The sequence below is a fragment of the Hymenobacter properus genome, assembly GCF_015694735.1.
Taxonomy (GTDB): Bacteria; Bacteroidota; Bacteroidia; order Cytophagales; family Hymenobacteraceae; genus Hymenobacter; species Hymenobacter properus.
Genome location: NZ_JADQDP010000009.1, coordinates 1 through 18084 on the forward strand (window position 1 = coordinate 1; position 18084 = coordinate 18084).

The following is an 18084-nucleotide window of genomic DNA, read 5'->3' on the forward strand; positions in this document are numbered from 1 at the left end:
GCCCGCCTGCGTCCCAAGCTGATGACGGCGCTGGCGGCCATTGCCGCGCTGCTGCCGCTGGCGCTGGGCCTCGGGGCGGGCGCGCAGCTGCACCAGCCCCTGGCCATTGCCGTGATTGGCGGGCTGCTCCTGGCCCTGCCCTTGCTGCTGGTGGTGCTGCCTAGCCTGCTGCGCCTAGCGTATAAGAACGAGCCCGCCCCCGTAGCGCCGGCCCCGTTGACGCCGGTGGCCTGAACAGCACCTACTTGCTGGGGTGCCAGCTGAGGGTGAGACCCGAGGCACCGCTGCCAAAATAGGCGGGCGCCATGCCAATGTCGCGGCCGATGGACTTGCGGCCCCAGCGGTTGCGGTGGGTGAGGTAGGCCAGGTGAGCCGAGAGGATGCCAAAGCCTGCCCCGGCCACCACGTCACTCTGCCAGTGCTTGTCGTTTATCATGCGCAGGGCGGCCACGCTCGTGGCAATGGTGTAGGCGCCCACGCCGTACCACTGGCTTTTGTCGCGGAATTCGGTGTGCACGATGCTGGCCGCCAGAAACGCCTGGGCCGTGTGGCCCGAGGGAAACGACAGGTTGTCGGAGCCGTTGGGCCGGGTCTCGCCCGCCAGGTACTTCACGGCGAACGTGGACGCCAGCATGATGGCCTCGCCCTTGGCAATGATGAGCAGCGTGTTGATGCGGTCGTTGCGCGACTCAACGCCGGCCAGTGCCACGGCACCCAGCTCCAGGTAGGGCAGGAAAATGACCGTGTTGTCAATCATGGTGTTGACGGGTCGAAACTGCTGCTGCACAAACGTCCGCTCGCGGTGGTTGATGCCCGCGTCGCCCTGCGCCGTGATGGCGCCGTAGGTGATGAGCACGGCCGGAATGGCTACGGCTTTGAACAACTTGCTCTTCAGCAAGGGCTGCTTCACGGCCGACGGTACGCCACCGGGGTTTTCGTATTTTTTGGTGGTGTCGGCCGGGGCCGTCGGCGGGGTGACCTGGGCCTGAACCGTGGCATAGGAAGTCGTTCCCAAAGTCAGGGCCAGTGCGAAGCGAATAGTAAGGCAGTGCATGAAGGAAGAAGGCAAGGCGGTGAAAGACGGTTAACTCCTGGCCAGTCTTTCAGCCAGGAACGTCCGTGTACGGAAGCATTCTGGAGGAATTTTGTAGCGTTTGCACAGAATTCAACGAGATAACCTTCCCGCCAGGCAACCGGGCCCCACCAGCGTGGTGGCGAAGGCCCGGTTCGGTCATGCTGGCCTCGTTACGCCAGAAACATCATCTGCAGCCCGAAAACCACAATCAGGCCTTCCACTACCATCAGGAACTTCTCTTTGGAGATGCGGCTCAGCAGCAGTTTGCCGGTGTAGCTGCCGCCAATCATGGCCACGCCGGCGAAGGTGCCCACCAGCAGCCCCTTGGTGGTGACCAGCGAGTACTTGCTATAGACCACTATTTTGGTGAGGTGCAGTACCAGGGAGGCAAAGGCATCGCTGGCCACGTAGGCCACCGGCGGCAGGTTCAGACCCAGGAAAAACAGGGCCCCGGTGGGGCCGGCGCTGCCCGTCAGGCCCGACAAGAAGCCGGTGAGCGCGCCGCCCAGCACCATGCCGGGGTTGCCCAGCTCCACCTTTTTGGCCACGTTCAGGTGGCGATACACCACCACCAGCACCAGAAAACCGCCCACCAGCTTGAATACCCAGTCGGCGTTCAGGCCCGAGTACAGGCTGCTGGAAAGAATGGCGAAGGGAATCGAACCAGCCAGGAAATAGAGAATGGGCTTCCACTGCAGCTCGTGCCGGCCAAACCAGAAGCGGGAGGCATTGCCGAATATCTGCGCGACGGTGAGCACCGGAACCGCCTCTTTAATCCCGACAATGTTGGCCAGGATAGGCAAAAAAATCAGTGCCCCGCCAAAGCCGACCGAGGCAGAAACCGTGGCCGCCAGGTAGGCAACCACAAAAAGCAAGAGGTATTCCATTGATAAAGGACAGTAATAGTGAATGGACGGGTCGGCACAAACGGCAACCCAGGGCTGCGCTTTGATTCGGGAAATGTCGTAGCCGGGTACCAAGCCGCCGAGGCGGGCTCGCATAACCGTACGGCGCCCAGGCCTGGCATTGCCCGGACTTACGCACCTTCCGGACTGGTGCAGACTATCAGCATGGCCAGGGAAAGCACTCCGTTTCGCAGCAGGCAGGTAGCACTAATTGAAAAAACTGTACCAGAATGAAACACCTGCTTCCGGGAATCGCTAATAGGAAGCAAAACCACGAACAACCACCTGAAATCCCCGACCAACTGCCAGCTTTTTCCGAAGTCAGCACAGCGCTCTTGCCCGGAGCCCTTGCCGGGTCACTACCCGCCTCCCTACTGGTCCTCCCGATTGTGCACAGATTTGCCGGGTAGCTTGCCGCTTCCTGAAATCAGCGAGCTTCCCACAAAGCCTGCCCGCCACCACCCACCTTATGCACACCCCCCCGTTCTTTCAGCATACCCAGCACGTTACCGGCTTAATGGCCAAGGCCCCGGAACCGGAGCGGTATCCGTTTCACGACAACGACGAGTGCCCCATCGGCCAGGAGATAAAGCAGAGTGGTAACTGGAAGTACTACGAGCCCCACTCCATCGCCGAAACCCGTGCCCGGTGTGCGGTGTGCATTACACTCAACCGCCAAGCAGCGCCCAAGGGCTCTTCCTAGCCAGTACGGCTATCTTCCGTATTCCAGCACCCGAAATGTGCCCGGCACAATGCTGGGCCGCGGGTGCGGGTTTTCCGCGGTGGGGGCCGGGGCCGGCCCATAGTCCGCCGTGCACGTAAACAGGTGGTGGGTTTTCGGGTCCATGGCAATGGTGCGGGCCCCGCGGGCCGTGGCCACGTTGCCCACTACGCGGTACTGGGCGGGCGAGTCCTGGTGGATGACCGTGAAGGTGCCACCCGCCCCGTTCGAGGTGATGACGTTGCCTGTGGTGGGGTCAAACACGGCGCCGTCGGCGCCTTTGCCGATGGGCAGCACGGCCACCTGCTGGCCGGTTTTGCTGTCCGTCACCACCAGCTTTTCATTGGCGCAGGCGCTAAATAGGCGGTGCGTTCTGGGGTCGAAGCCCAGGCCGGTGGGCTCTTCGCCGGGGGCCAGGGAGTGGCGGGCCTTAACAGCCAGCGTTTTGGCGTCGAAGGCAATGACCTCACCTTTGTCTTCTAGGTTGACGAAAATGGTGCCCTGGCCGTCGGAGGCGGGGGCTTCCACGTCGCCGCCCAGCTCGGCGGTGCCGACCACGGCGCCGGTGGCCCCGTCGAGCACGGTGCTGTTGCCGCCGGCGTTGCTGAAGAGGAACACCCGCTTCGAGAAAGCATCATAGAATAGGGCGTCCGGCTTGGGCCCCGTGGGAATGGGCGCTCCGATGGGCTGCAGAGTTTTCAGGTCGAACACCACGCACGTGTTGGTGCGTCCGCAGGTAATGTAGCCGCGCCCGGCCGCCGGCACCACCTCGATGCCGTGCACGCCGGGCGTGTTGGCAATGGTGCCGATGACCTTGCGGGTTTGCAGGTCCACCACATCTACCCGGGTGCCGTGCGACACGTAGAGGCGCTTCCCGGCCGGTTCGACAGTCAGGTAGTCCCAGCCCCCTTCGCCGCCAATCGGGATGGTATGGAGCAGGTGGTAGGGAGCAGCCTGCTGGGCCTGCGCGGCCCCGAAGCTGCAAGTCAGTAATGCGGAAATGAGCAGTTTGTTCATGCAATTGGAAAGCTTGGGAACCCCCGCCGTCGTTTGTAGCGGGCTTTGGGGACTCGGAAATGGGGCTAATTCTTACCCGGCCTAACTCGGCTATGGGTGAGGCGAAACAAACGTAGTCGCCGATTCTGACGAGAATCTGACCATGGGGTTTTCACCCGTGGCTTGTTTTCACGGGGTGGCAATACTGGGTAAATATTCGACTGTGGTGCAGCAATACTCCCTCGAGTAACATGTCTGCACTCGCTGCCAGTTGCAAACACGCTACTGGGCTGGCTTGGACCATTTTCCTCCCATGCTGCAGGTACGGGCAGCATTACTAGGAGCTGTTGACTGCCTGACACAAACCATTGTATCGTGACTTAGCATCCGTTATAGGGCAGTGCCCACTTATGAAAAGTGGTTTTTCAACTAGGGAGCCCGCAGGCCAAACACATAGAGAGTGCAGCAGATTAAATCCTTTTGCAGGAGGGGCAGTGGGGGATAAAGTTGAATAAAAAGAGCAAAAAGATACAAAATAAAGAGCAAAATGTAAACTATGGGCGGTCTGTTTTCGTTTAATAAGTATAATAAACGCCCACAAAAACAGCGCTTTATCATGAAGAAGACCCGCAAGCTCGCCGCCCGTACCGCTGCCTCCTGCGCCGCGCCCCGCCCCGATGTGTACCAGATTGTGACCGACCGCATTGTGGCCGCGCTGGAAGGCGGCATCATCCCGTGGCGCAAGCCGTGGAACACCGTTTATGGCCTGCCCCGTAACTACGCCACAGGGGCCGCTTACTCGGGCATCAACGCCTTTCTGCTGCACTTCAGCGGGGCCCTCCCCTTCTTTCTGACGTTCAAACAGGCGCTGGCCCTGGGCGGCAACGTGCGCAAGGGTGCCAAAGGGCATCCAGTGGTGTACTACAACGTGTCGGTGCGCGAGAATGAGCAGACCGGCAAGGAGGAAAAGCTGCCTTTCCTGAAATACTACACCGTGTTTTCGGTGGAGGACATTGAAAACATTGACTTTGTGCTGCCCGAGGTGGAGCGCCACGCGCACACGCCCATTGCCGCTGCCGAAGCCATTGTCAGCGGCTGGGACGGCCGTCCCGTGATTGAGCACCTGCACCAGCGGGCGTACTACTCCCCGTCGCTGGATATGGTCAACATGCCCGAGCGGGCCACCTTCACCACGGCCGAGGGCTACTACGCTACCCTGTTTCACGAGCTGACGCACAGCACCGGGCACGCCTCCCGCCTGGACCGCCCGGACCTGACCGCCGGCGAGGGCAAGCAGTCGGCCAGCTACGCCCGCGAGGAGCTGACGGCGGAAATGGGTGCGTCGTTTCTCTGCGCGGCTGCCGGCCTCGATACGGCCCAGACCGAAGAGAATGCTGTGGCCTACATCCAGACGTGGCTGGAGCGCTTAAAAAATGACAAAAAGCTGGTGCTGCAGGCTGCCAGCAAGGCCCAGCGCGCGTCTAAGCTGATTCTGGGGGTACCGGAGGAGGAAGAGGCCGCCCCCGCTCCTGCCCGCGTGCTGGAATTCGCTCCCGAAGAAGACGAAGTCAGCCGGCAGTACCGGGAAGCCGAACTCAGCTGGTTGGCTGCTGCCTAAGCCGATGCGGCGGGCCGCTGTCTTCGGCGGCCCTCCCGGCTCTTGTCTTATCCTTTTCTCCCCACCGCCCATGAATGCAAGCGAAGCACCCGTTTTCGGCGATGCCAACTGGAACCAGTACCGCGCCCGGGTAGCCGCCGCACTGACCGACGTCGAAGCCGACATGCAGCAGCGCGGCTACGGGCTCAACTGCGAAGGCCTTACGCTGGAAGTAGCCGAGCGCCTGCAGCTGGGCGTGGCCACTGTCGAGGACTTTGAGGTGCTCGAAGCCCTGGTAAAAGCCCTGCTGCCAGTGGCCCGGGAGGCCGTGCGTGCCACCCGCGAGGACTAGGCCGGGCAGTACTGCCTGCTGCTGGTTTAACCCTCTTTTCTTCCGCTTTCCTGCCATGACCAACCTCCCCCAGCTAACCGTCGGCGAGGCCGTGCTGTACTCGCGCGAGCGGGCCGTGGGCCTGATTTACAAGGTGTACGAGCGGGGCCCGGGCGAACGGCCCGGCGTGCAGCTGCTGCTCAGCCGGGGCGGACGCGACCTGAGCGGCTTCAGTGCCGAGGAGGCCGACCGGTTCCTGCAGCCCCTGGAACACACGGGCCTGCGCTACGAATTCACCCACGTGGGCCAACTGCACGCCGACTACCACCGCGGCCTCTTTGCCGCCGCCTTCGCCACGGCCCGGCTGCTGGCCGGCTTCCAGGACCCCCGCTACCTGGACGTGCCCTGAGCGGCCCCGGTAGCCGCGCTTTCTCTTACCTCTTCTTACTCTCTCCCCATGCATCAGCAAACCAACTCCGCCACCCCCTCCAATCCGTTTCCGCCGCAGCAGGCCTACCTGGCTATTGAGCTGCAGCCCGCAGACGGGGCCGAAAAACGACGCCTGCTGGCCTTGCGGCGCCACGTGCAGGCTCACACCCACACCACCGATTTGCGCGGGCTGACGGGAGCGGTGAAGAAGTTCCTGGGCCCCGGCTACGAGGTCGGCTGTGGCAGCGCCCATATCTGGGTGCAGCGTGCCGGCGAGCCGCAGCGTCTGGCCATTGTGGCCGACCGGCTGACGACGGCCTACCGGGACTGGTTTGAGCCGCTGCTCGATGCGCCCGCTACCAGCCGCACCCCGCGTCGGCGCCTTTCCGGAGAGCCAATTGGCCCAGTCCCCGAACAGGAATGAGCACTGCCTGTGTGCCAGCCGGGGGCAGCCAGATATGTCGGCTGCGCTTTATTGCCTGCTGTGCAGAGTGGGCGGTGAGGCAAAAGAAGGTTGGTTAAAAAGAGCAAAAAGGAATAAAATATAAACAAAAAAGAGAACGTATAAAGCGCGGTTTTCGTTTATAATACAGAAGCAATCCACAATAAATCAGCTCTGTATTATGGCAAATGCGCTCCGTTCAGTCGTCGCCAAACCGCTACTTTTTAGCCTGCACACCACCGAACTGGTAAAGCACGAGGGCGCCAACTTACCGCTGCCACCTCGCCTGTTTCTACGCACTGCGCCCGGCCAGCCCGCAGCGATTGTCGCTCTGTGCGGTACCATGGGCAACCTCTTTTCGACGACGAGCTACGACGGTGGCCCGTTTCAGATAGTAGGCGGCGAGACCTACGCCACCCGGCAGGCCCTGGGTGCCTTTTTCCAGCACCAGCACGCCGGCATGCTACCCGCCGAGGGAGCTGCCACGCTGCTGGGCGTGGACGGCAGCACCCGCGAGGTGCTTCCCGAGAAGGGCCGCAAAAGCTTTGGTCTGGCCCAGCTGTACGCCGCGCTGGAGGCCAACTACATCGACGTGCACTGCCCGCAGCACGGGCCTTACGAGGGGTACATTCTGGTGTTTGACGACGAGGGCAAAGACCGCCGGCGCCCCATCAACCCGCTGGCCACGGCCGCGTGGTACGAAACCTACCCGCTGGAATACTACGCGCCCGTCGACGTGGTGGCCGGGCCAGTGCTGCTGATGAAGTCCGCCCTGCTGCGCTAGGCTCAGGCCGGCAGTCGCTTCGGTATCGGAGCGGCTGCCGGTGCGCTTGCCCGTTCCACTCCCTCCGCCTACCCCCGATGCCCGTCTTCTCGAACATACCCGCTGCCTCCGCTGCCAGCCGCTGTGCCCGGCTGGAGGCCCTGCGCGCGGAGCTGCGCTGTATCCTCCAGCACCCGGCCATTGCGCTGGCACGCCGGCAGGCCGCCGAAACGTTTATGGGCCGGTGTACCGATGCGGCTCAATTGGAGCGGTGGCTAGCCTTGGCGGTGGGCGAGTGTGGGCGTTGGGAAGAGCAGGTGCTGGCCGCCGAAAGCACTTGGAAAAGGTAATTTTTAATCAAGGGAGCGGCCAGCGCGTAAACGGACTACCTTTCGCGCTTTATTCTGTGCCTTTTTAGCCTTCCTTCCATGCCCAAAGTGCCTGCCCCCACCGTGGCTTTTACTGAGCCCCTAACCAGCCCACCGCGTGTACATCACCCCACGACGCTAGCGGAACTGCTGGAAGTAGCTGGCACGCGCAAGCGCATTGTGGAAGCCTGGGGCGTATCGGCCCGCACCTACGACACCCGCAAGCGCAGCCCCGGAACCTGCACGGTCGGCGAACTGCAGCAGCTGGCGCGGGTGCTCCACGTTTCCGAGGAAGAACTCTTTGCCGTCGTGCGGGCCGAGGCCGCCCGGACGGCGGAGCCCGTTGCCACAATCACTTGACCGGCATTGCCAAGCCCGGACCCTAGACTAGGTCCAGTTGCGCGAACCGCTGCGCGAGCAAGGCATGAAACTGCGCCTGCAGGGCTGCAGGCAGAAAGCTCTGGTCGATAAATGACTCCCAGGCCGCCCGGGCTTTGACGAAGCGCGTGAGCATGCCGGTCACCACCTTCCCGTCGATGCCCGCCCGCGCGGCAGCCTGGCGGAAGTCGACTTGCCGCAGTCGCCGTTTTTTGCCGTTGAGCGTCAGGGCCAGTTCCTCGGTGTCAGCAGGGTTCACCAGGGCCGTGGCCACCAGGTCGTAGGCCGGCGCCAGGCCATAGCCCAGCCCGGGCGTCTGCAGCAGGGAGAAGTTCTTCAAGTGCATGTCGGCGTTGCCGGTCAGAAAGCTGAAGAGCACCAGCTCGTAGTAGTTGACCACGTCCAGGCCGGGATTGGCCGAGTACTGCAGAATGGCCTTGGCCACCTGCTCGTGGGAGCCGTCGTACTTGTTTTCGGTCAGCCGCCCGGTGAGCTGGCACATGTCTTCCATGGCCCGCTTCTGGCCCTTCACCCGGTCGACGCGGCGCGTGACGTAGGCCAGGGCGCCGCCTTCGAGGCGCAGCAGGCCGTGGGGCACCGTGGGCAGTTTGGCCAGCGACGCCAGGTGCATGGTCAGGTCTTCTACTTCCGGCAAATGCGGGTAACGGGGCGTCGGCGGCTTGAGGATGTACTCGCCGTTCAGCGCCCCCACAATGGTAAAGCGTGGGGGCTGCCCGGCCGTGCCCGCCGGCGCAATAGTCAGTGACAGCTTGGGCTGCACGCCCGTCACGGTGATGTGCTGGCGCACGACGGCCTCAGCCAAAGCCAGCATCTCGGCCTCGGTGTAGGGAAAGGCGGGCGGCACGGACTTCCCGAACAGGCGGCGGCTGCAGGCCGGGTGGTAGTCCGGGCCGGCGCCTTCCGGCAGAGTCTGATAGCAGGACAGGCAGCGGCTCATGACGCGTCTTCGGTTTCCACGGGGTGAATGCTCACAGCGCCGATGCAGTCCCGGCAGCAGGCCAGCAGCAGGCCCATTCGGTCGCGGGCGTTGAGCTTCCAGTTTTTCTCCGCCACCTCCAGCAGCCAGCCCTCCGGGATGAGCCCGTCGAAAAAAGGAAACAGCACGCGCTCCACGTAGGGCGCCGGGCGCAGCGGCAGCGTCAGGCTGACGGCCTCCGCGCCGGCCGTGGCCAGGTAGGCCGGCGCGTAGGCGAAGGTGTAGCCCTGCTCGTCCTGCGTCAGGTGCCCGGCTAGTTGCGCGTGCAGGTAGACTTCGGCTTTTCTCATGGTTGCTCGGTTACCAAGTGCGCGCGGTCCAGCGGGGCGGGCGCCAGTTCATGGCCAAACAGGCGCAGTACCAGATTGACCTTGTCCAGCCGTAGGGTGGCTTTGCCCTGCTCCAGCTCGCGCACGAAGCGCAGCCCCACCCCCGCTTTCGCGGCCAAGTCGGGCTGGGACAACTGCAGCAGCTTGCGGCGCTGCTTAACGAAGGCGGCCAGCGGAGAGGTCATAGGCTATACCCGTTCGGGGGTAATCACGAATGTAAAGAAAAAATTTAACACCCGAACGGGTATAAAGTTACGCAATTTAGAATAAATTATACCCGAGAAGGTATAACATGAGGCATGCCAATGGCAGACCTATTGGGTCAAAAGTTACTGTTGAGGAGGCTGTTTGGGAGCCCGCGCCCGAACATGCAGCCCGGCGTCCTGCAGCTTACGGCCCAGCACATCGTCGGCGGCTAGGTCCAGAATGGTTTGTTCCAGCCCCAGCACGAACAACACCTGCAGGTAGCCGCCCATGCTTACTGTGGAACTCCCCTGCTCAATGGCATGCAGCGTGTTACGGCTGATGCCCGCGCGCTCGGCTACGAGCGCCGCGCTGAGCTTGCGGCGCAGACGGGCCAGTCGGATGTTCTCACCCGATTGGGCCAGCAGCTGCACTAGGCGAGGTAGCAGGACGACGGGTTCTTTGGCCATAAGGCGCAATATAATGCGCAATAATGCCGCGTGGCGTCCAGCATATTGCGCATTACCTTCTCAGGTCAGCCACCCGTTTCCGGGCTTAGTGGCGGCAAAAATTAGTCGTAATACCGGCGACGAGCTCCCCGAATCTGATTGATGTAGGGTATCATGGCCATGCTGAACCCCTGCGCTTCCGGTCGCTGCTCATTGTGCTGCCAAGCCCCGAGTACCAGCGCGAATTCCTGCCGAACAATGGGGTAATCAAGCACGAGGTTGTTGATGAAATCGTCGTCGTTGAGGGCAAAAGCCAGCAGCAGGTAGGCCTCGACCAGCTTGCGGTGTCGAAGACACCAGTCTGTATCCCCTAAAAAGGGGGCGTGAGTGCGCGTCGCGGCTTCCAGGTCAATTTTCCACAGGTACACCGACGCCACGATGTGGTAGCCGGCCCGGCTGTGGTCAGCATCGTGCGGGGAGGGACCTTTGTCGGGCTGAGAGACGGAGAGCAGCAACTCACCGTACCGGGCCAGTTCGTGCGCCTGCTTGCGATTCACGGCACTGGCCTGCTGCAGGTAGAGGTACGCCAGCTTTAGCAGGGCGTACTCATTGCCAACGGTCATGCTTTGTACCAGGGTGGCTTCGGCCTGCTCCGGCCAGCGCAGGTGCTGGAATTCAATGCTGCCCACCAGGTCCAACACCCACTTGGCCACCCGCCGGTCCAGGAGCCGGATGTTGTCCGCCGCGCGCCGCAGAAACGGATAGGCCCGGTTGGGCTGCTTCAGGTAAATGTGATAGGTAAACCCCACCAGCACGTCAGCCATCAGCTCGCGCCCGGTCAGGGGTAAAAGCAGGGCTAGTAAGGCGGTATGGTCCTGGCCGTACACGGCCCGTGCGGCGGCCAGGTTCTCGCCAATCACGCCCGCCACCAGCTCATAGGGTACCAGAAATGGAGCCGGCAACAAGTCAGGCAGCTGCGGAGGTGGGCCAGTATCTTCCTGGGTCGCCGCGGCGGTCAGGGCCTCGGTGGTGATTTCCGCCGTCAGGTTGCCGTAGCCGGTCTGCGCATCGCCCGGCTCGTAGCTTACCTGAACCGCTGCGCCACTGCTTAGCAACCCTGCCAGGTACGTGCATACGACCTGCTTCCATTGCGTGGCACCGGGCGCCGGCTGTTGCCCCTGGTGCAGTTCACCGAGCCAGGTCGAGACCAGGTTGGCCTTAACCGTGGAAACGGGCCAGCGCACCGCAAAGTGGTAGCCAGCCGGCAGCGGGCCTACAGAATAGGTGATTTCGCCGCCCAAACAGGTGAAGTTCATCACCCCCATGCCCCGGTGCAGAAAGGTCAGCAGGCTGCCTCTCAAACCAGCAGGTACGCCAAGCCGGTCAGCTACTATGCCGCCGTTAAGGTCTGCATACGCGCGGGAGCTGATGCCCCGGTAGGTGTAGGGAGAAGGCATAGCACAACCCTAACGCAGGCCGCAGATTTTCAGGAACAGCCCCCCGGGGTTCTTCGTCGCCTTGACCTTATCGGTTTTCAGCTGGTACGTGAATTTGAAGAGCTGGTCCAGGTGCTTGGGGTCGCCGAGGATGGTGGCCACCAGCTGCGGTTGATTGATGCCGAGGGCCTCCAGGTGCTGCCGGGCCGCGTGTGCACGGGCGTCCTCCGCCGGCTGCTCAAAGGGAATGGGTAGCTGCTGGGGCTGCTGGCGGGCGATGGTAAAGCGCAGGGCATCGTAGGCCCGCCCCTTCTTCACCAGCTCGTAGTCAATCTTGAGGTCGGTGTGCTCGCTGACCTGGCGCACGGCGATGTCGAGCACCCGGGCCTTGAGCTGGCTGATGTTCTGAAATAGCTCTGGCTCCTTGCCCTTGGGGTCTTTCAGGTGGAGCATCTGCTTGAACTCGTCCAGCGGGTAGGTCCGCGTCGACGTCTTGTCCTTCCACTGGCTCACGAGCTGGTAGATGCGCTTGGCATACTTACTGCTCAGCTTCAGGGCCGAGTGCAGTTGGTAGGAGGTGAAGTTTTCCTTGAGGTTGAACAGGAAAGGCCGGATGGGCGCCGCCAGCTGAATCTGTAGGCAGCCCTTACCCTTGATGTATTCCACCCGCTGAAACATCCAGAGCTGCTGGTAGGTGCGCTCGTTTTCCACCTCGAACATACGCGAGCCCATATCGGCCGTCGCCTCGCGCAGCTGCTGGTAATTCCATTGCCGCCCGGTCAGGGCTTCCACGTCCTTCACGTAGATGGTGTACTCCTGGTCCGGCGTGTCATCCCGGCGCAGCCGGGAGAGCAGGTAGAAGAAGATGTCCAGCTGACACGCCGTGTAGTCGTAGCGGGCCTGCGTGATGGCGTTGTGCTGGCGGACAACGGGGACCGGGGCCGGCTCCACAAGTACAACGGCAGTATCTTCAGGCTTCATAGACTAGGACATAAGGACGCGGGATAAAGCAAATGTAAGTCGCCGGTAGATAAAAAACCACAGTGGTAGTTAGGCGTGGTTTTTTACTTATAAAACGTGGTCCATAGACTTATAAAACGTGAGAGTTGACTTATAAAACGTGGTAATAAAAGGTATAAAAAGTGGTTTTTCGCTTATAAAAAGTGGTTTTATACCATTATATACTATTGAATATCAGGCACTTACAAGCCCTACAAATAGACAAGGAAAAACAAATAAACTCACAAAGGTTGTTGATGCACATTCACAATAGCTTTTAGGGAGGTAGTTCAAACCACGGGCCAGAACAAACAAGAAACAACAAAAAAACAGGCGGACCTAACGTCCACAGGGATTGCACTATTCTAAGTGAACACAGCATAATAGCCGCTTAAAACCACGTTTTATAAGTAGTTTCAGTTGCCACTGAGCCATGGGCTTCTGAAGGCCTTGCACCACTTTTTATAAGTCATTTCGACTTTTTTCACGGACTCGGCTAATGTTACTAACTTTATACTAACTTTTGACTAATAGTGAATTACCACGTTTTATAAGCAGACCAAGCCCGGTAAAGGGCAAACTAGCACGTTTTATAAGCAAAACCCTAGCTCAGCAACGGCAGTAAAGCATCGGTTTTAGTCTTTACAAACCCCGTTTTGGGCCTACTGGGCAGATTTATTGCATTTTTTAGCCCCAGGTAATGAATCGCGAACCGCACTGCTGCAGAGAGCGGCTTCGGTAACCTCGCTTATAAAATGTGAGAGATGGCCTTTATGAGTGTATTGCCGGCTGTTCTCTATTGCCTGACTGTGTCGCTTTTGCAGGGGCGTCCAGTTTTCACCGTGCGCCAGCCACTTGTTTAGACAAGTTCGGAAAAAATGATTGCGAAGCTATTTGCGAAACCGATTGGTTGCACATAAATTTGCAACCAATCGGTTTCATAAAAATTTCCTGGCCCCATGCGCAGAGATATCTTCCAAGCCATCGCCGACCCGACCCGGCGGGCTATCATCGCCTTGATTGCCTTGCAGGCACTGACCCCCAACGCCATTGCCGAACACTTCCAGACCAGCCGGCAAGCGGTGTCCAAACACCTTCGGGTGCTAACGGAATGTGAACTGGTCACCCAGCAGCAACACGGCCGCGAGATTCACTACTCCCTGCAGCTGGAACGGCTGCAGGAAGTGGACCACTGGCTGAGCCAGTACCGAAACCTGTGGGAAACGCGGTTCACGCAACTAGACCAGGTATTATCAACCCTAAAAAACCAGAAAAAATGAGCGACACGGTAGCCTTTGATTTTGCGGTTGACAAAGCCGCCCACACCGTCACCATCACCCGGGAGTTTGACGCGGACTTGTCCTTGGTTTGGGACGCGTTTACCAGGGCCGACCTATTGGACCAATGGCTGCCCCCGCACCCCATGACCGCCAAAACCAGATACCAGGACTTCCGCGTGGGCGGAAAGCGGTTTTATGCCATGGTCACCCCCGCCGGCGAGGAGCGCTGGGCCCTGCAGGAATACACCGCCATTACGCCCAAGACCCACTTTAGCCTGTACAATGCGTTTGCCGACAAAGACGAAAACGTTGAACTGCCCGGGTCGGAGTGGAATCATACGTTCAGTGAGCAAAACGGCACCACCACCGTGCGCATCACGGTGTACAATGAATCCCTTGAACGGATGGAAAGAATCCTCGAGGGCTTCACCGCGGGCATGAAAATGTCCTTGCGCAACCTGGACAACCTGTTAGCAACCCTTACGGGCAGGTAAGCCCATCCCAAAAAGAGCCAGCGGCGACGTCAATCGGGGCACCACTAGCCCCTCCCCCACTGCCCAAAAAACAAAGCCAGCCCCCGAAGAGGCTGGCTTTGCTGGTTCCGCTCTGTCTACCCCTCCCCTACTTGGCCGGCGGCAGCTTGCCGGTTTTGCGCAGGTGCGCGTCGTAGTGCCGGTGGGCAGCTTCCAGGTAATTCTTGATGGTCGTGGGCGTGTCCGGGCCGGGCGTGGCCAGCAGCAGGCTCATCTTAATCTCCTGCACCACGGATTTGGCGATTTGGACCGTGTGTAGCGGCACTTCGGCCTCCGGCGCGGGCGCAGCTGCCGCAGCCTGCTTGCGGCCCCGTGTGGAGGCCCGTACAGAAGCGGCAGCCGGGGCCACCGACGCAGCAGCGGCCGGAGCGGGGGCGGCAGCGGGAGCAGGTGCTTCAGCAGGAACAGGCGCCGGCGCTGAAACAGCCGCTGCAGGAGCGGTGGCCGGCGCCGCGATGGGCTCTACCGGCGCGGGTGGCGCGGTGGCCGTGCGGGTGGCCTCCCCTCCCATGCCGGCCCGGGCCTGCTGGCGGGCTTCTTCGGGGACTTCAATGCGGCGGCGCGGCGTGATTTGTGGTTTCTCGAAGCCCATTATTTCGCGGAGGTTGAAGCGGTGGATACGGAAGCGGCGGCCGTGGCGCGGCGGTCGGGCAGTCCCAGGCGCTCGATGAGTTCCTCGCACACTCGGCGGATTTCGTCGCTGGTGTCCTTGGTGCCGCCGGCGTAGCGGGCCCAGGCCGGGTTGAGCAGACTGTAGAGGGTCGAGGCCCGGGTGTAGGCCTTGCGGTGGCCCAGGTAGGAGTTGAAGCGCGAGAGGCCCAGCCCGTCGATGTAGTCGTCCATCTCCTTTTCCTCCCGCTGCCCCGCCACGCGCTTGGTGGGCAGGCCGTAGTACTGGAAGTCAATCTGCGCATCGTCGGCCGCTTTCTTAATGGCCTCCAGGATGGTCATAAACTCGGCCGTGGAGGCCCGGTCCAGGTAATCCGATACCAGAGGCACAATCACCGCGTCGCAGGCCGTCAGGGCGTTGAACACGTCGTCGCCATCGGCCCGGCCCGGCACGTCGATGATAATCAGGTCGTAGTTGTGCTCGGGGTTGTCGATGAAGTCGAAAATCCGGCTCAGCTGCCAGGGGTACACGTCGTAGGGGTACTGGGCGTCGGGGTTGGCTTCGCGCAGCTTGGCGAAGTTGGCCGCGTCGACCTGCTCGCGGGTCTTGACGATGCTCTGCTGGTAGTCGCAGTCGAGCACGGCGATGCGCAGGCCGTACTCGGTGGCCAGCGGGGCGGCGAGCACGAGGGCCAGGGTGGATTTACCGGAGCCCCCCTTCTGGGTGGCAAAACTGATAACCTTGGACATAGTTGGTGCGGGGTTGAGGGCGTGAGTAGCGGCCGGTCACAGGGACCAGTGGGACGTGGAGTCAAAAGTAATAGAAAAGCAGAAACACAGAACCACCCTTTTGCGGAAAAGCAGAAATGTTGTTACGCAAGAAAGTAGAAAAGTATTTCTGCCAATCAGCCTTTCAATACAAATGCAAGACAACAGAAAAACAGAAAAGAAAAGCAACATTACACCAGATTAACAGAATGGTTGTTCTGCAGAACTGTGTGGCTGCAGAATGGGACATCTGCAAACAGCGCCAACAGGTGGTATTTCTCTGACAACAGAAATACAAGAAAGCAGAATGGTATAAAAGCAGAAAATACAAGCGAGGCTTGCGTAGCTGCCATTCGTATGGAGCTGCAGAAATGCAGAACAACAGAAAAGCAGGAAGTCGATAGTGACGCCGCTTTACTGCTGGAGTATGCATTTTGCCTTTAGCAACAGAAATGCAGAATCGCAGAACTACAGGCAGTGGGCGCCGAACGAAACCCCACTGGATAGCTCTGCAAAGCTGTTCCGAGGGTGGAGAAGGCCTGGCTGACGCCAAATCAGTACGCGAGGCCAACTGCCGAAGCCGCAAGCAGCGGTCCAATCCGCCGGCCAGCAGGGCACGATAGAAAAGGGCAATAGGGAAAAAAGCGCCAGCTGCTAACACGGCGATGCAAAGCTGCGTACTAGCTTCTGACTAACTTTTTACTAACCGCTAATTAGTCTCAGCAAGAAGAACAACCCCACCCAAAGGCTAACGCATTGATCCTGAGTAGTTTGTAAATCAGCAGAGCTGATTTGTGGGCCACACAAAGGTAAGTAGCTGATTTTAAGCATTAAAAATGGCCCACCAGGGCTGCCAAACTGGAAACAGCACGATGAGTACGGAGTTACGCAAGCGGGTGACCCTCGACAACAACGCCCACCGGAAAGCCGAAGCGGCCGCCGCGGAAGTCGGTACCAGCCTGGGCGTGTACGCCAGCGCGGCCGTGGAATACTTTGCCACCCGGGGCCTGGACCCGCGCGAGACGGAGGCCCGCGAGGGGCAGCTCATCATGCAGCAGATAAAGAAGCTCGGGGACCGGGTATTCGGGTTCATGCAGGAGCAGGAGCGCACGCTGCTCACGGCCATGCTGGAGGAGATGCTGCGCACCCGCGTCACGCTGGAGCGGGTGCTGCGCCTGAATGAAATCCTGGTGGGCAACCTCAACGCGCAGCTGGAATCGCTCAGTGAGGCGCAGCTGCAACGGCAGCAGCAGGCCCTGCAGCTGCTGCGCCAGCGCAATGAGGAAGCAGTGGAAAAGCAGGTAAAGGAAGCCCTGGAGGCAGCCCAAAAAGCAGGGCCGGGCAAGCGCAGCAAGCCAGATGACGCGGTAGCAGGGCAGGGGCAATAGGCAGGAAAAAGTACTCACAATACGCAAGCAAAATACCCGTCAACGCTCGGATGTACGTCAAATTAATCAACCCCAAAACGCACGGCAAAGCCGCCTATACCAACACTGGCAGCAGCGCGCAGACGCTGCAATACCTGCAGCACGAAGCGGTAGGGGAGGGGCGGGAAGCCACGTTTTTCAGCGCCGTCGCGGACGAGCTGAGCGCCGCGCACGTGCAGCAGTCCATCGACACCAACGTCAAAGGCCTGCGGTCTGGCGAGGCCAAGTTCTACTCCCTGGTGCTGAGCCCAAGCGAGCAGGAACTGGCTCACATCGGCAGCGACCCCGAAAAGCTCAGGGCCTACACCCGGCAGGTAATGCAGCAGTACGCGCAGAACTTTACGCTGCCCGGCGGCCGCCAGCTGGGCAGCCAGGACATTGTGTGGGGCGCCGTGCTGCACCAGGACCGCACCCACCGGGGCACGGACCCCGAAGTCGTGGCGGGCACGGCTAAAGCGGGCCAGAAGCGGGCAGGCCAGCAGGCCCACGTGCACGTCATTGTCAGCGCCCGCGATGCGGAGCAGAAGATAACCCTTAACCCCGGCGGGCGCCGGCAGCGGTTTGATTTGATGCGCTGGCAGGCCGCCGCGGGCCGGCAGTTTGAGCGGCAGTTTGGCTACGTGGCCCAGGAGCATGAAAAGCTACGGGCTAAGGCCACGCGGCAGCGGGACACTACCCACGACGCGGGCCGGCTGGAGAAGATTGCCGGGCGCGTGGCGCGCATCAACCTGCTGGTGCCCCGCGAACAGCACCTGGTGCCCGAGAAAGTGCAGGGCATTGCCGTGGCCCGGGAGTTTGACAAGACCTTTTACCGGATGCTGGCCCGGGTCGAGGAGCGGGCCCGCGACGGCCGGCCCATCGACAACGCCCTGCAGCTGCTGCGCACGGGGCGGGAGCAGGCCGCTGCCCCGCAGCGCCAGGCGGCTACGGCCCTGCACGCGGTGCAGCACCTAGTACGCCGTGGCCGGGAGGCCGCTCAGGAAGAGCGCACCGAGCACGTGGCCGAGAAGACCGGGCGCCGCGGCGCAGAGCTGGACATCGACATGTAAGGCCGGCCAGCAATCCACTC

Annotated in this window: 24 protein-coding genes; 13 read left to right on the forward strand and 11 right to left on the reverse strand. The window is 61.0% G+C overall.

All coding sequences use genetic code 11. The annotated features are described in order from the left end of the window. A partial coding sequence (locus I2I01_RS22730; protein ID WP_196288836.1) for an efflux RND transporter permease subunit occupies positions 1-234 on the forward strand: 234 nt, incomplete at its 5' end. Positions 235-241: 7 nt separating this feature from the next. Here the strand turns inward: I2I01_RS22730 and I2I01_RS22735 are convergent. Next, entirely contained in the window at positions 242-1054 is an 813-nt protein-coding gene (locus I2I01_RS22735; RefSeq protein WP_196288837.1) for a phosphatase PAP2 family protein, read from the reverse strand. Positions 1055-1245: 191 nt separating this feature from the next. Beyond that, positions 1246-1962 carry a sulfite exporter TauE/SafE family protein gene (locus tag I2I01_RS22740; RefSeq protein WP_196288838.1) on the reverse strand — a complete coding sequence of 239 codons (717 nt, stop codon included), beginning with the start codon at positions 1960-1962 and terminating at the stop codon, positions 1246-1248. Between the two features lie 487 nt (positions 1963-2449). Here I2I01_RS22740 and I2I01_RS22745 point away from each other — a divergent pair, with 487 nt between their 5' ends. Beyond that, on the forward strand, positions 2450-2683 hold the full coding sequence (locus I2I01_RS22745; RefSeq protein WP_196288839.1) for a hypothetical protein: 234 nt from the start codon (positions 2450-2452) through the stop codon (positions 2681-2683). A 9-nt stretch (positions 2684-2692) separates the two neighbouring features. On the opposite strand, the gene I2I01_RS22750 is transcribed toward I2I01_RS22745, so the two are convergent. Next, positions 2693-3718 (reverse strand): YncE family protein, encoded by a 1026-nt coding sequence (locus I2I01_RS22750; protein WP_196288840.1) that lies wholly within the window; start codon positions 3716-3718, stop codon positions 2693-2695. Between the two features lie 595 nt (positions 3719-4313). On the opposite strand from I2I01_RS22750, the gene I2I01_RS22755 reads away from it, so the two are divergent. The 7 genes from I2I01_RS22755 to I2I01_RS22785 all read left to right on the forward strand — a co-directional run bounded on the left by I2I01_RS22755 (position 4314) and on the right by I2I01_RS22785 (position 7987). Continuing rightward, a complete protein-coding gene (locus I2I01_RS22755) occupies positions 4314-5315 on the forward strand; it encodes an ArdC family protein (RefSeq protein WP_196288841.1) in 1002 nt (333 codons plus the stop codon). Between the two features lie 70 nt (positions 5316-5385). Then, the gene (locus I2I01_RS22760; protein ID WP_196288842.1) at positions 5386-5646 is read left to right on the forward strand and encodes a hypothetical protein; all 261 of its coding nucleotides are present in this window, start codon (positions 5386-5388) and stop codon (positions 5644-5646) included. A 55-nt stretch (positions 5647-5701) separates the two neighbouring features. Continuing rightward, entirely contained in the window at positions 5702-6034 is a 333-nt protein-coding gene (locus I2I01_RS22765; protein WP_196288843.1) for a hypothetical protein, read from the forward strand. Positions 6035-6082: 48 nt separating this feature from the next. Next, positions 6083-6478: a hypothetical protein gene (locus tag I2I01_RS22770; protein ID WP_196288844.1), complete on the forward strand. Its 396-nt coding sequence runs from the start codon at positions 6083-6085 to the stop codon at positions 6476-6478. Positions 6479-6839: 361 nt separating this feature from the next. After that, on the forward strand, positions 6840-7280 hold the full coding sequence (locus I2I01_RS22775) for a hypothetical protein (RefSeq protein ID WP_196288845.1): 441 nt from the start codon (positions 6840-6842) through the stop codon (positions 7278-7280). Positions 7281-7357: 77 nt separating this feature from the next. Continuing rightward, a complete protein-coding gene (locus I2I01_RS22780) occupies positions 7358-7609 on the forward strand; it encodes a hypothetical protein (RefSeq protein WP_196288846.1) in 252 nt (83 codons plus the stop codon). A 78-nt stretch (positions 7610-7687) separates the two neighbouring features. Next, entirely contained in the window at positions 7688-7987 is a 300-nt protein-coding gene (locus I2I01_RS22785; RefSeq protein ID WP_196288847.1) for a hypothetical protein, read from the forward strand. Positions 7988-8009: 22 nt separating this feature from the next. Here the strand turns inward: I2I01_RS22785 and I2I01_RS22790 are convergent, their stop codons facing one another. The 6 genes from I2I01_RS22790 to I2I01_RS22815 form a co-directional block, all read right to left on the reverse strand. Further along, positions 8010-8963 (reverse strand): HipA domain-containing protein, encoded by a 954-nt coding sequence (locus I2I01_RS22790; protein WP_196288848.1) that lies wholly within the window; start codon positions 8961-8963, stop codon positions 8010-8012. Further along, positions 8960-9292 carry a HipA N-terminal domain-containing protein gene (locus I2I01_RS22795; protein ID WP_196288849.1) on the reverse strand — a complete coding sequence of 111 codons (333 nt, stop codon included), beginning with the start codon at positions 9290-9292 and terminating at the stop codon, positions 8960-8962. Before I2I01_RS22795 ends, I2I01_RS22790 begins: the two co-directional genes overlap by 4 nt. After that, positions 9289-9516 (reverse strand): helix-turn-helix transcriptional regulator, encoded by a 228-nt coding sequence (locus I2I01_RS22800; RefSeq protein WP_191006215.1) that lies wholly within the window; start codon positions 9514-9516, stop codon positions 9289-9291. The genes I2I01_RS22795 and I2I01_RS22800 overlap by 4 nt, the downstream gene beginning before the upstream one ends. Before the next feature lie 144 nt (positions 9517-9660). Then, the gene (locus tag I2I01_RS22805) at positions 9661-9984 is read right to left on the reverse strand and encodes a helix-turn-helix domain-containing protein (protein ID WP_196288850.1); all 324 of its coding nucleotides are present in this window, start codon (positions 9982-9984) and stop codon (positions 9661-9663) included. Between the two features lie 101 nt (positions 9985-10085). Then, positions 10086-11420 (reverse strand): hypothetical protein, encoded by a 1335-nt coding sequence (locus I2I01_RS22810; RefSeq protein ID WP_196288851.1) that lies wholly within the window; start codon positions 11418-11420, stop codon positions 10086-10088. 9 nt (positions 11421-11429) lie between these two features. Then, on the reverse strand, positions 11430-12380 hold the full coding sequence (locus I2I01_RS22815) for a replication initiation protein (RefSeq protein WP_211538141.1): 951 nt from the start codon (positions 12378-12380) through the stop codon (positions 11430-11432). 977 nt (positions 12381-13357) lie between these two features. Between I2I01_RS22815 and I2I01_RS22820 the strand changes: the two genes are divergently transcribed. Together I2I01_RS22820 and I2I01_RS22825 are read left to right on the forward strand one after the other, a co-directional pair. Then, the gene (locus I2I01_RS22820; protein ID WP_196288852.1) at positions 13358-13678 is read left to right on the forward strand and encodes an ArsR/SmtB family transcription factor; all 321 of its coding nucleotides are present in this window, start codon (positions 13358-13360) and stop codon (positions 13676-13678) included. Further along, complete coding sequence (locus I2I01_RS22825; protein ID WP_196288853.1) at positions 13675-14172, forward strand: SRPBCC family protein; 498 nt, start codon at positions 13675-13677, stop codon at positions 14170-14172. Before I2I01_RS22820 ends, I2I01_RS22825 begins: the two co-directional genes overlap by 4 nt. Positions 14173-14299: 127 nt before the next feature. Here I2I01_RS22825 and I2I01_RS22830 read toward each other — a convergent pair whose 3' ends face one another. Beyond that, positions 14300-14803, reverse strand: coding sequence for a hypothetical protein (locus I2I01_RS22830; protein WP_196288854.1), 504 nt, complete (start codon positions 14801-14803; stop codon positions 14300-14302). Then, positions 14803-15570, reverse strand: coding sequence for a ParA family protein (locus I2I01_RS22835; protein ID WP_196288855.1), 768 nt, complete (start codon positions 15568-15570; stop codon positions 14803-14805). The genes I2I01_RS22830 and I2I01_RS22835 overlap by 1 nt, the downstream gene beginning before the upstream one ends. Before the next feature lie 890 nt (positions 15571-16460). On the opposite strand from I2I01_RS22835, the gene I2I01_RS22840 reads away from it, so the two are divergent. Together I2I01_RS22840 and I2I01_RS22845 are read left to right on the forward strand one after the other, a co-directional pair. Then, positions 16461-16976, forward strand: coding sequence for a BfmA/BtgA family mobilization protein (locus tag I2I01_RS22840; RefSeq protein ID WP_196288856.1), 516 nt, complete (start codon positions 16461-16463; stop codon positions 16974-16976). A 50-nt stretch (positions 16977-17026) separates the two neighbouring features. Next, positions 17027-18064, forward strand: a complete 1038-nt coding sequence (locus tag I2I01_RS22845; RefSeq protein ID WP_196288857.1) for a DUF5712 family protein — start codon at positions 17027-17029, stop codon at positions 18062-18064. The last annotated feature ends 20 nt before the right edge of the window (positions 18065-18084 follow it).